The organism is Streptomyces sp. NPDC002181 (genome assembly GCF_042890485.1).
In the GTDB taxonomy this organism is placed as follows: domain Bacteria; phylum Actinomycetota; class Actinomycetes; order Streptomycetales; family Streptomycetaceae; genus Streptomyces.
The window spans coordinates 446,557-458,945 of sequence record NZ_JBIASC010000003.1; the positions used below are offsets into that span (position 1 = coordinate 446,557).

A 12,389-nucleotide genomic window follows, 5' to 3' on the forward strand; every position below is an offset into this window, starting at 1 on the left:
GTCACCGCCCCTTTTGCCGGAGCGTCGGTGCGGTCAGGGCCGGGCCGTGCCCGGGGTCGTGAGGCGGTGGCGCTGGAGCCCGCGCGCGTAGAAGAGGTGCGCGATCGCCTCGGCGGCCAGGAGCAGGACGACCAGCCAGGGCGCCAGGTGACCGGCGCCCCAGACGATGAGCAGGGGGATGCCGATGCCCGGAAGGGCCCAGACGGCGACGCCCGCCGGCGGGCGTCCGTAGCGCAGCGCGATGCAGGCGTGGGCCCCGTGGTACATGGCCAGGCCGCCCGCCAGCACCCATACCGCGCCGGTCGGAAGATGGGCGTGGTCGGCCTCCTCGACGGCGGTGGCCAGTCCGGCCGCCATGCACAGGACGCCCGCGGTCACGAAGAAGTGCAGGAAGCCGCCGACGTCGCGGGCGAGCAGGTAGGCCTGTCGGTCGTCCGCCCTGGCGAGCATCAGTTCCGCCGAGGTCGAGCCGAAGTCGAAGTACGACCACCAGAGCGCGGCCAGCAGGACGAAGCCGAGGACGCCCACGACCCCGGCCCGCGGGGTCCAGGTGTGGTCGGCCGAGGTGACCAACGCGATCACGGACTCGCCCAGCACGATGATGACGAACAGCCCGACCCGTTCGACGATGTGCCCGGTGTCCAGCCGGGCGGGCAGCCCCCGGCCGCGGGCGCTGAGCAGCAGCGCCATCTCCGCGGCGATGAGCACCCCCCACATGAGGTACTGCCACGGCGCGGGCACCGCGGCGGAGGCCGCCCACAGCAGGCCCGAGGCCAGGCAGTAGCTCAGGGGGCGCCAGCGGGGGACCCGAAGCGGCTCGGGGTATTTGGTGGCCGGCCACCAGAGCCCCAGCAGCACCAGCCGGGTGCCGGCGTAGCCGAGGGCGTAGACGGAGCCGCGGTCGGTGTCGGCCTCGGGCACGGCGCACGCCATGACGGCGATGCAGAGCATGGCGGACAGCATGAGCAGCCGGCGGCGGGGACTGTTGTCGACGAAGAGGTTCGCCGAGACCATGAGGTTGATCCACAGCCACCAGGGCGGGAAGTAGAGCCCCAGGAACACGGCGAAGTCGCGCAGGTCCGGATCGCCGTGCAGCCGGTGGGCGAGCTGGGACGCCAGCGCGACGAAGACGAGGTCGAGGAAGAGTTCGAGCCAGTCGGCGTGCCGCCCCTCCTGCGGGTGACCGGTTCGGTCCGCGTCCGTGTCCGACCGGGATGTGCTCATCGTCCGCCCGGCTCCGTTCCGCCGCCCTCGCGGCCTGTTTCCCAGTGACTTCCTCGTAAGAGGACCAGGAGATCACGGTAGTGCCAGGTCGCGTCGGGACACCACCTAGCCGAGGGCGCGCGGCGCTGCCGGGGACGCCTCCAGCGGGTGTCGGCGCCAGGTGACGTTGGCGAGGGCGGCGGTCGAGGCGAGGCAGACGACGAGGGAGAACACGGTGAGCGAGAGGGACGCCGCCGGAGTGCCCACCGAGAGGGCGGCGGTCGCCAGCAGGGCGGCGATCATGCCCGTGGTGTTGATCGCGTTGAGCCGGCGGCTCGCGTACGCGTGCAGCACCTCCGCGCTGCTGCCGGAGGGATGCTGACGCCGGGTCTGGAGCTGTTCCAGCAGGCTGGCCACGATCACGGCGAAGGGGATGACACCGGACCACTCCGCGTATTGCACGAAGATCTCCAAGGCCGTCGCCGCCACGCAGACGAGCAGGCAGAGCAGGTTGACCCAGGTGACGCGGCGGACGTCCTTGCGGCGCGGTACGTAGTACAGCCGAAGCGTGGTGCGCGCTACCCGGTGGGGCCCCTCCCCGCCGGCCCCCCCGCCCTCCGCCGGGTCCGTGTGGCTGACGACGAAATGCTCCGGCAGTCCCTGCGGGCCCCCGTCCTCCCAGTCGGACCGGGAGGGGACCGGGTCGAGGACCCACCGGTCGTCGGAGGTCTCGATACCCGCCAGGTCGACCCCTTCGGGCGTGGGGACGGCCAGCTGGTTGCGGGCTTCGGTCGGCAGGCAGAGTTCCAGCTCGGCCGAGACGCCGAGCACCCCGTGGCGGCGCAGGACGCACGTGCCTTCGTACTCGTAGTGCAGCCGCGGGGAGGTGCCGTACGCGGTGTCCAGCTCGGCGACCAGCGGCAGATGGCGGGTGGCCGCGCGGATCCGGTCGCCCAGGAGGCCGCCCGTGCCCTCGGCCGCCGTCTCCAGCAGCGTCGCGAGGGCATCGTGCTGGCGGCTCTGCACGGCGGAACTGAGGGCGAGGGACATCTCCCGGTGCGAGGCGCGGACCTCGACGCGGCCGGGGCCGGCGCCCCGGCGGGCGTTCCCGTCAGGTCCGTCGACGGCTCCGGGGTCCCCGCCGTCGCCGCCGTCCCCACCGTCTCCGCCGTCCTCCGCGAGCCAGTACGCGACCGCGTTGGCGATGTACGACTGCACCTCGATCCGCTTCAGCGAGGGCACCACCCCGCCGTTCGGGTCCCGGACGTCGAGCTTGTCCAGCGTCTCGCCGTAGTCCCAGGGGAAGATGTCGATCACCGCGCGGGTGTTCTGCGTACCGGACGCGTACAGCATCGAGGTGACCGAGTGTTTCGCCCTGCGCCGGCCGACCACCTCGACCACGTGGTCGCGGCGCATGACGGTGTGCGGGAAGTGCGCGAACTCCTCTGCCACGGACAGGCTCGCGGAGACCTCCGGCATGCCGCGCCGGTCCGAGCCCCGACCGGCTTCCAGCGCCAGCGCCGCGGACAGGGTGGGGGCGGGGGCCTGTCGTTCGCTGTAGTACGTGACCAGGTCGCGGGCGAGCCGGCCGATCCGGGCGGCGGCCAGGTCGCGCGGGGGACGGGAGCCGGCGAGCAGCCCGTCGAGCCGCACGATCGCCCGGTTGTCCACCTCGGCCTGCGCGGAGAGGACCAGTGCGACGGACCGTACGACCTCGGCCAGCAGGGTCAGTTCGCGGGCTTCCGCCCCGGACGTGAGCGCCGCGGCGGCCGCCCGGCTCGCCGCCTCCGGATGGCCGGCGAGCAGCGCCGTGTGCGAGAAGGCGGCCAGTCGGCTCAGGGCCCGGTCCGGATTGGAAGAGGCCAGGTGGCGGACCTGTTCCACGTACCAGCCGATCTTGTCGGTGTTGAACGGGTCCAGCGGCTGGAAGTAGTACGCGGCGGCCAGCCGGTGGGCGCGTCTGAGCGTCGCGCCCTCCTCCTCGGCGAGCCGGTCGAGCAGGTCCTTGCGCAGCAGGGGACGCAGCCGGAACTCCTCGCCCGCGGCCATGGGGCGGGGCTCGACCACGGACAGCCGCACCAGCGGCCCGCTGTCGGCCGGGACCCCGAGGGCATCGGCCGTGTACGCGACGATGTCCGGATCGAACCAGTCGTACACGCAGAGGTGTTCGAGCAGCGAGCGCCGGTCGGGCGGCAGGGCGGCGAACGTGCCGCGGATCCGGCGCAGTACGAGGTCCGTGTCCAGGGGTCAGCCCTCCCGGGTGAAGTGGGACAGGAACTCCGAGATCGCCGAGGGCAGCCCGTCCAGCCTGCCGCACAGCTCTTCGGCGGAGCCCTTGAGCTCGTCGATGCCGACCAGGTCGATCCACTCCTGCACGGTCGCGGCGTCGAACGGGGGCAGGATCAGGTTCAGGACGGCGCCGGCGTACGGATGCGAGAGGCTGGGGACGCTCCGCCCGGCGAGGAAGACGGTGATGCGGCGTGTGGCGAGCAGGTCCGGCAGGAAGCTGGAGCTGATCCAGCTCTGCAACGGGGGCTCGCAGCGGTCGAACCCGTCCAGGAGCACGATCGGGCCGGAGCCGGTAGCGGTCGCCGACTCCGCCAGGAGCGCGACGAGTTCGTCGCTCATGGCCGAGTTCTGGGTCTCCCGGTCGGCGTTGACGCTCAGGGCGATGTCGAGGTGCGAGCGGTTCATCGACATCCCCTGGAAGTTCACCGTCGGCACCTCGCCGTAGCGCTGTTTGAGCGCGCGGAAGGAGTCCATGGGGATGCCCTGCCCGGATGCCTGTCGGCAGATGTGGTTCAGTACGTCGAAAGCCGCCCAGGTGCTGGCGAGGTCGACGTAGCAGACCGTGCTGTCACCGTGCCGCCGGTGCACCTCGATGAGCAGGGCCGTCTTGCCGATTCCCTCGTCGCCCTCGAAGAACAGGGCCCGGTGCGGGGCCCCGTCGCCGATCACGCGGGCGGCGTGGGCCAGTTGCTCGACGCGGTCTACGTGCACGCCGTCTTCCCCCCGGAAGTCCCCTGAGTGCTGTGGACCGGATCAGTTGGTGGGCTGCCCGGTGCCGGTGCCGGTGCCGGTGCCATTGCCGGGCCCGGGTCCGGGTGCGGGCCCGGGTCCCGTGCCGGGTGCGGCACCGGTGTCGGGTTCGGGGTCGCCGTCCTTGCGCACGATGATCCAGCTCTCCTCGACCTTGGTGTCCACGAGCCCGACCTTTCCGTCCTTGACCGTGCTGACCAGGGACTTCAGGATCTTGGAACGCTTCGTGTGCACGGTCTGGTCGGCCGGGTCCCCCTCCGGTGCGGCCTCGACGGCGAAGCTCCACAGCCGCAGCCGGATCTTCTTGATCCGGTGCCTCATGGACCACAGGAAAACGCCCAGTACCAGAGCTACTGCCACGGCCACGGCAGCCTGCTGCCAGCTCTCGATGACCACGCCCGCCCCCCTCGGTTGGCTTGATAGCGCCGAATGATGACACGGGGCGGACCGCTCGATTCCGAGCACCGATGGATTCAAGCCAAGCGCGGAGCGGTCGACAGCGCCGCCTCGACGGCGGCCTCGGCGTGGATCCGTGCGGTGGGGAAGACGGGTACGGGGCTGTCCCCGGCGCCGATGAGCAGCTCGATCTCGGTGCAGCCGAGGATGATCCCCTGGGCGCCGTCGGCCACGAGCTCCGCGATGACGTCCTGGTAGGCCGCGCGCGACTCCTCGCGGACGGTGCCCCGGCACAGCTCCTCGTAGATGACCCGGTGCACGAGCCCCCGCCCCGCGGCGTCCGGGACGCACACCTCCAGCCCGCTCGCGGCGAGTCGGCCGCGGTAGAACTCCTGCGCCATGGTGAAGGCCGTGCCCAGCAGGCCGACGCGCGTCAGTCCGGCCGCCTTCACGGCGTCGGCGGTGGCGTCGGCGAGGTGCAGCAGCGGCACCGAGAGGCCGGCCTGGACCCGGTCGGCGACCTTGTGCATGGTGTTGGTGCAGATGAGGACGAGGTCGGCTCCGGCGGCTTCCAGCCGCCGGGCCGCCTCCGCCAGCACCTCGCCGACCTCTGTCCACCGCGCCTCGGCCTGGAGCCGCTCGATCTCCGCGAAGTCCACGGAGTACAGGACGCAGCGGGCCGAATGCAGCCCCCCGAGGCGGTCACGGGTGAGCTCGTTCAACAGCCGGTAGTACTCGGCGGTCGATTCCCAGCTCATTCCTCCGAGCAGTCCGATCATTTTCATAAGCAGATACGGTATCAGTCCGCTTACTCATAAGGATTACTTTGACTTTGTGCTGGCTGCTGGCTGCCGGCTCGGGCGAAAGGCCGGCCGCCGCCGGTGCGGGAGGTCCCGGCGCCGGCGGCGGCTCGTGGTTCGTGGTTCGTGGTTCGTGGTTCGGGGTCGTTCGTTGTCTGGTCACCCCCTCGGTCAGGACTCCGCGGAGCCCTCGCGCATGACGTCCTGGAAGGCCGTCATGCACGGCATGCAGTGGTGGTCCGTTTCTGCGTTGCCTCCCGGATGGAGGGGGCGGCCGCACAGGGTGGCCCGGCGGTCCCGGGCGACGACGTGCCATACGAGGCCAGGCCCTGTGGCCGCCTCACCGACCTGCATTTCATACATGAGAGTGCTCCATGTGGTGGACAGCTCCGTAGGTCCACCAAAGCAGTGCATGGCGCCGAAAGCCTGACGGGTGAGCCGTCCGGGTGACGCCCGCCCACCCGTCTCGTTCACCTGTGCGATGCGCGGAGTGCGAGCCTTCGGGATATAAAAAAACCCCGAACCAATTGACGGTCGGGGTATTCGTCTGCGTATATTTAATGTTTCACGCCATGATGACAGCAGGGCGTGATGAGGCTTCACGAACACATCGTATCGGGTCGGGAGTGGAATTGTCAAGCGTGGAATTCCGTAATGAGCAGCAATTCATCGACGAGCTCTATGCGCGCCTGGACGACCTGCGCGACCAGGCCGAACGCGCCGTGCACCAGGCCCTGTCCGGCGCGGGGTCCGGTTTTCAGGCGCGACTGGAGCGCGACGTGGTCGTCGCCGAGCAGTCCGGTCTGCTTTCCGCGCTGACCGCGGGAGAGAACGGCCTGTGTTTCGGCCGGCTGGAGTTCTCCGACGGACAGGACCACCACATCGGCCGTATCGGAATCCGGCAGGACGACGCAGACCGCACCCCCCTCGTCCTCGACTGGCGCGCGGAAGTGGCGCGCCCGTTCTACCTCGCCACGGGGCATTTCCCCATGGGCCTGCGCAGGCGCCGCCACATCACCACCCGCGGCCGTGAGGTCACCGCCCTGCACGACGAGATCCTCGATCTCGCCGACACCGAACGCACCGGCCACGAGGGGGCGGACGCCGACGCCGTACTGCTCGCGGCCCTCGACGCCGCCCGTACCGGCCGCATGCACGACATCGTGCGGACCATCCAGGCCGAGCAGGACCGCATCATCCGCTCGCCGCACCGCGGCGTACTGGTGGTGGAAGGCGGTCCGGGCACCGGGAAGACGGCCGTCGCCCTGCACCGCGCCGCCTACCTCCTCTACGCCCACCGCGAGCTGCTCGCCAAGCGCGGCGTGCTGATCGTGGGCCCCAACCCGGCGTTCCTCGGCTACATCGGCGAGGTGCTCCCCTCCCTCGGCGAGACCGGCGTCCTGCTGTCCACCCTCGGCGAGCTGTTCCCCGGCATCCGGGCGACCGGCACCGACCGGCCCGGCGCCGCCGCCGTGAAGGGCCGTGCGGAGATGGCCGACGTCCTCGGGCAGGTCGTACGCGACCGCCAGGCGCTCCCGGAGACCGTCCCCGCCGGCAGCGGCGAGGACAGCGCCGTGCTCCCCGAACCGGCCCTGGAGATCGACCACGACGACTACGGCACGCTGCTGCTCGACCGGACCATGGCGTACGAGGCCCGCGACCGGGCCCGCGCCACCGGGCTGCCGCACAACCTGGCCCGCCCGTACTTCGCGTTCCGCGTCATCGACTCCCTGACGCACCAGCTCGCCGACCGCCTCGGCGCCGACCCGTACGGCGGCCCCAACCTGCTGGGAGCCGACGACATCGCGCAGCTCGGCAAGGAGATCGCGACCAGTGCCGAGGTGCACGCCGCGATCGACAGCCTCTGGCCGGCCCTCACCCCCCTGCAACTCGTCTCCGACTTCCTCGCCGACCCAACCCATCTCCCCGACCATGAGGCCGAGTTGATCCGGCGGACCAGGCAGGACTGGACACCCGCCGACATCCCGCTGCTCGACGAGGCCGCCGAGCTCCTCGGCTTCGACGACAGCGCGCAGCGCGCCGCCGAGGAGCGCGAACGGCAGGAGCGCATCGCGTACGCGCAGGGCGTCCTGGACCTGTCCCAGGGCTCTGATTCGTACGAGTTCGAGGACATGGAGAACGAGTTCCTCGCCGCGCACGACATCATCGACGCCGAGCGGATGGCGGAGCGGCAGGAGGAGGCCGACCACCGCAGCGCGGCCGAGCGGGCGGCCGCCGACCGGACGTGGGCCTTCGGGCACGTCATCGTCGACGAGGCACAGGAACTGTCCGAGATGGCCTGGCGGTTGCTGATGCGGCGCTGCCCCACCCGGTCGATGACGCTGGTGGGCGATCCGGCCCAGACCGGCGACGAGGCGGGCTGCGGATCCTGGAAGCGGATCCTGGACCCGTACGTCGGGGACCGCTTCGAGCTGGTCCGCCTCGGCGTCAACTACCGTACGCCCGCCGAGATCATGGACCTGGCGGCCGCGGTGCTCCGGGCCCGGCACCCCGGATTCGAGCCGCCGAGCTCGGTGCGGTCCACGGGGCGGCGGCCCTGGGTGCGGGAGACGGACAATCTCGCCGGTGCGGTCGCGGAGGCCGTGCGCGAAGGCGCCCCGGCGCGGGCCCGGGAGCGGGGCGGGCGGCTGGCGGTGATCGCGCCGCGACCGCTGCACGAGGCGTTGGCGGCCGCACTGCCCGGCGTACGGGCGGGGGAGGAACCGGACCTCACCCGAGCGGTCGTCCTGCTGGACCCGCGCCAGGCCAAGGGGCTGGAATTCGACTCGGTGATCGTCGTGGAGCCCGCGGACCACGAGCCGAGCGACCTGTACGTCGCACTGACCCGTGCGACGCAGACCCTCGGGGTGGTGCACACGGGCCGGCTGCCGGAGGGACTTGCGGAGCAGCCGTAGGCGGGGTCCCGCGGCCGGGCGGTGCGTCGGACCGCGGGCGGGCGGGACGCGTCAGAGCGCGGCCGGGGCGAGGAGCGGCTGCGGCTCCGGCAGCACCCGGCGCCCCGGCAGCACCCGGCGCCCCGGCAGCTCCATCCCCGCCAGCCGCTCCAGGCCCGCCCGGCTCTCGCCGTCGACCGGCACCATCGTCACCAGGCGCGGGCCCGCCGCCGGACCGAGCCACAGGTTGGTGTGCTCCAGGTGCAGCAGACCGACGTGCGCGTTGCGGACGTACTTCGTCTTGGCGCCCAGGCCGAGCACCTCGTGCCGTGCCCACAGCTCCCGGAACTCCGGCGACCGCGCCTCCAGCCGGGCCAGCAGGGCCTTCCAGGCCGGCTCGGCGAGGTGCTCCGCCATGGCCGCCCGGAACTTGGCCACGATGGTGCGGTTCACCTCGGCGACGTCGGCCATCGAGGCCCGCCACTCGGCGTTGGTGAACGCCAGCCACAGGCAGTTGCGGTCCTCGGGCGCCACCGCGTCCAAATCGCACAGCAGCCGTCCGTAGGCGGAGTTGTAGGCGAGGATGTCGTACCGGCTGTTCTGGACGCAGGCCGGGATCGGCCCGAGCTGGTCGAGCATCGCCCGCAGCGCCGGGGTCACGCTCGGGCACGGCGCGTGCGGGGCGGGATCGGGGGCGCCGGCCAGGGCGAACAGGTGCGCGCGCTCGCTGGCGTCCAGCAGCAGGGCTCGCGCGAGCGCGTCCAGGACCTGCGGGGACACCTGGATCTCGCGGGCCTGCTCCAGCCACGTGTACCAGGTGACGCCCACGGCGGACAGCTGGGCGACCTCCTCGCGGCGCAGCCCGGGCGTGCGCCGGCGGCGGCCGCGCACCAGCCCCACCTGCTCGGGCGTGATCCGCTCCCGGCGGCTGCGCAGGAAATCGGCCAGCTCGTGCCGGCGTACGTCGCTGTCGGGGGCCACAGTGGTCATGGAACCAGGGTGCCGCACCGCCCATCCCGTTGCCAGGTATTCCTCGTACCAGGATAAGAAGACTCTGGTACCAGGCTGAGGGCGCGACGATCGTTGCCGTTGTGAGCGAAGCAACCGTACGTACCACCCGTCCCTCCCCGCCGACGCCGACGCCGACGCCGACGCCGACGCCGACGCCGAGCGTGCCGGCCGCCACGCCGGCCACCCCGGCGGGGCGCCCGGCGGCGGCGATCGGCCCCCTCGGGCTGTTCACCGTGCTGCTCGGCGCGGCCCTGCCCCTGATCGACTTCTTCATCGTCAACGTGGCCCTGCCCGCCATCGACGCCGACCTCGGGGCCGGCCCCGCCACGCTGGAGCTGATCGTCGGGGGCTACGGCGTCGCCTACGCCGTGCTCCTCGTCCTCGGCGGCCGCCTCGGCGACACGGCGGGACGCCGCCGGCTCTTCCTGATCGGGATGACCGCCTTCGGGGTCACCTCGCTCCTGTGCGGGCTGGCGCCCACCGCCTGGACCCTCGTCGGGGCGCGAGTGGCGCAGGGCGCCGCGGCCGCGCTGATGCTGCCCCAGGTGCTCGCCACCATCCAGGCGACCACCCAGGGGCCGCGCCGCGCCCGGGCGATGAGCCTGTACGGGGCCACGGCCGGGCTGTCCATGGTCGCCGGGCAGATCCTTGGCGGCGTCCTCGTCGCCGCCGACGTGGCCGGCTCCGGCTGGCGCTCGGTCTTCCTGGTGAACGTCCCGGTGGTGGTCGTCGGACTGGTGCTCGCCGCCCGCGCCGTTCCGGAGACCCGCTCGGACCGGCCGGCCTCGGTCGACGTACCGGGGACGCTGCTGCTGGCCCTGTCCCTGGTCTCCCTGCTGCTTCCGCTGACCGAGGGCCGGGCCGCCGGCTGGCCGCTGTGGACGTGGGTCTCGCTCGCGGTCTTCCCCGTAGCCGCCGTGGCGTTCTACCGGACCGAGCGCCGCGCCGACCGGCTCGGGCGCACCCCGCTGGTGCCGCCGAGCCTGCTGCGCCTGCAATCGCTGCGTCGGGGCCTGGTCCTGCTGGTGCCGTTCTCGATCGGTTTCAGCGGCTTCATGTTCGTCATCGCGGTCGTCCTCCAACAGGGCCTGCGGATGGGCCCGGTGGAGGCGGGCCTGGCACTCGTGCCGATGGCGGTGGCCTTCTTCGGGGCCTCGCTCGCCGGGCCGCGGCTGGTCGGCCGGTTCGGCAGCCGTGTCGTGACCGCGGGCGGAGTCCTCCAGGCCGTCGGCGTCACACTGCTCGTCCTCGCGGTCCTGCGCGGCTGGCCCGACATCGGACTGGCCCCGCTCGCCCCGGGCGTGGCCGTCGCCGGCCTCGGTCAGGGGCTCCAACTTCCGGTCCTGATGCGGCTGATGCTGTCCGACGTACCGTCCGACCGGGCGGGCGTGGGCGGCGGGGTCATGATCACCACCCAGCAGTCCGCCCTCGCCCTCGGCGTGGCGACCCTGGGCAGCCTGTTCCTGGCACTGGCCCCGTCGGCCGGCATGCGCGACGCGCTCGTCGTCACCCTGCTCGTCCAGCTGGGCATGATCGCCCTGACGGCGCTCCTGAGCCTGCGCCTGCCGCGGGTCGTACGGTGACCTGTCACGGGAGGCGTCCGCTCGCGTACAGTCCGTGATGCCCGCGCCCCGGGTATCAGGACCAGCGGCCGAACAGGAGAAGATCCGTGGCCACCGAAGCCGGCTTCGACCCCCGCCCGCCCGCCGCCCGTACGGGACGGCCGATCCCGGAGGCGGACCCGGCCCTCGTGGAGCGGTGGCGTTCCGACGGGGGCGAACTGGTCGACCTGCTGGCCCAGGTGCGTGAACGGCTCGGCGGGGTGGCGGCGTTCCGCCTCGGGCCTGCCCCCACGGTCCTGGTCACGGACCCCCGGGCGGTCCGGCACGTCCTCGCCCTGCACCCCGACCGGTACGTCAAACGCTCCCACCGCGCCCGGCTGTTGATCGGCGACGGCGTGCTCGCCGCCACCGGCGAGGCCTGGAAGGGCCAACGGCGGCTGCTGCAATCCCAGTTCACCGGAACGGGGATGCGCCGCTACGAGCAGCGCATCGCGGCGGCCGCCCGGGTCACCGCCGCGCGCTGGGCCGCGTACGCCCGCTCCGGGCAGCGGTTCGACGTCGGCCGGGAGATGCGCCGCTTCGCCCTGGACACCATCTGGCGCTCCCTCACCGGGCACCCCCTCGACGACGGAACCGAGCACGAACTGAACGCCGTCGCCTCCGTGGTGGCCGCGATGCCGACCCTGCCGGCCGACGCCGCCGACGCCCGCGAGGCCGTCGCCGCCGACCTCGCCAGGATCGACGCCGTGGCGCACCGCGCCATCGAGGCCGCGCGGGGCGGGGCGGCCGGGCCCGACGGCCCGGGCCTGCTGCACCTCCTGCTCGGTGCGGCCGCCGAACGCCCCGAATACACCGACCGGCTGATCCGCGACGAGCTGATCACGCTGCTCGTCGCCGGGCACGAGACCACCGCCACCACCCTGACCTGGCTCTACCTCCTGCTCGACCGGCACCCCGGGGCCCGAGAGGAGGCCTTGGCCGCAGGCGCCCCCGGCTCCGCGGAACGCGGTCGCGCCATCCAGGCCCTGGTCCACGAGACGCTGCGGCTCTACCCGTCGGCGTGGATCCTGCCCCGGCACGCCGCCGAGGCGGACGTACTGACCGGCCACGCCGTCGAAGCGGGCTCCGACGTGGTGGTCTGTCCGTACCTCACCCACCGCGACCCCGAACTGTGGCCGGATCCCGAGTGGTTCGACCCGCGCCGCTTCACCACCCCGGACGGCCGCCCCACCCACCCCGGTGCCTACCTCCCCTTCGGCATCGGCCCGCGCGCCTGCCTCGGCCTGCGGTTCGCCCTGCGCGAGTCGACCGTCCTCCTCGAACACCTGCTGCCGGCCCACGTCCCGGCCTTCCACTCCGTCCCGGCCAAGGCGGCGTACAGCATCACCGTCCGCCCCGACGGCCCGACTCCGGCGAGCCTTGGCTGACCGGCACTGCCGTGAGACCCCCTCGGGGGTCTGGCGTGAAGCAGTGAATCGGTGCTT

At 72.6% G+C, this 12,389-nt stretch carries 10 protein-coding genes; 3 read left to right on the plus strand and 7 right to left on the minus strand.

Annotated features, from left to right (window positions below; all coding sequences use genetic code 11):
- Positions 1-33: 33 nt before the first annotated feature.
- The 6 genes from ACFYXV_RS11375 to ACFYXV_RS11400 form a co-directional block, all read right to left on the minus strand.
- Complete coding sequence (locus ACFYXV_RS11375) at positions 34-1,224, minus strand: low temperature requirement protein A (RefSeq protein WP_389382713.1); 1,191 nt, start codon at positions 1,222-1,224, stop codon at positions 34-36.
- Positions 1,225-1,329: 105 nt separating this feature from the next.
- Positions 1,330-3,360 (minus strand): hypothetical protein, encoded by a 2,031-nt coding sequence (locus tag ACFYXV_RS11380; RefSeq protein ID WP_389382714.1) that lies wholly within the window; start codon positions 3,358-3,360, stop codon positions 1,330-1,332.
- A 90-nt stretch (positions 3,361-3,450) separates the two neighbouring features.
- Positions 3,451-4,203 carry an AAA family ATPase gene (locus tag ACFYXV_RS11385; RefSeq protein WP_389382715.1) on the minus strand — a complete coding sequence of 251 codons (753 nt, stop codon included), beginning with the start codon at positions 4,201-4,203 and terminating at the stop codon, positions 3,451-3,453.
- A gap of 42 nt (positions 4,204-4,245) precedes the next feature.
- Positions 4,246-4,638, minus strand: a complete 393-nt coding sequence (locus tag ACFYXV_RS11390; RefSeq protein WP_389382716.1) for a hypothetical protein — start codon at positions 4,636-4,638, stop codon at positions 4,246-4,248.
- Positions 4,639-4,715: 77 nt separating this feature from the next.
- Positions 4,716-5,423: an aspartate/glutamate racemase family protein gene (locus ACFYXV_RS11395; protein ID WP_389382717.1), complete on the minus strand. Its 708-nt coding sequence runs from the start codon at positions 5,421-5,423 to the stop codon at positions 4,716-4,718.
- A gap of 186 nt (positions 5,424-5,609) precedes the next feature.
- Entirely contained in the window at positions 5,610-5,801 is a 192-nt protein-coding gene (locus ACFYXV_RS11400; RefSeq protein ID WP_383346715.1) for a hypothetical protein, read from the minus strand.
- Between the two features lie 212 nt (positions 5,802-6,013).
- Between ACFYXV_RS11400 and ACFYXV_RS11405 the strand changes: the two genes are divergently transcribed.
- Positions 6,014-8,353, plus strand: a complete 2,340-nt coding sequence (locus ACFYXV_RS11405) for a HelD family protein (protein WP_389382840.1) — start codon at positions 6,014-6,016, stop codon at positions 8,351-8,353.
- 51 nt (positions 8,354-8,404) lie between these two features.
- Here the strand turns inward: ACFYXV_RS11405 and ACFYXV_RS11410 are convergent, their stop codons facing one another.
- The gene (locus tag ACFYXV_RS11410; protein ID WP_389382718.1) at positions 8,405-9,322 is read right to left on the minus strand and encodes a helix-turn-helix domain-containing protein; all 918 of its coding nucleotides are present in this window, start codon (positions 9,320-9,322) and stop codon (positions 8,405-8,407) included.
- 182 nt (positions 9,323-9,504) lie between these two features.
- Here ACFYXV_RS11410 and ACFYXV_RS11415 point away from each other — a divergent pair, with 182 nt between their 5' ends.
- Both ACFYXV_RS11415 and ACFYXV_RS11420 read left to right on the plus strand, forming a co-directional pair.
- Positions 9,505-10,926 carry an MFS transporter gene (locus tag ACFYXV_RS11415; protein ID WP_389382841.1) on the plus strand — a complete coding sequence of 474 codons (1,422 nt, stop codon included), beginning with the start codon at positions 9,505-9,507 and terminating at the stop codon, positions 10,924-10,926.
- 86 nt (positions 10,927-11,012) lie between these two features.
- Positions 11,013-12,332 (plus strand): cytochrome P450, encoded by a 1,320-nt coding sequence (locus tag ACFYXV_RS11420; RefSeq protein WP_389382719.1) that lies wholly within the window; start codon positions 11,013-11,015, stop codon positions 12,330-12,332.
- Positions 12,333-12,389 lie beyond the last annotated feature (57 nt).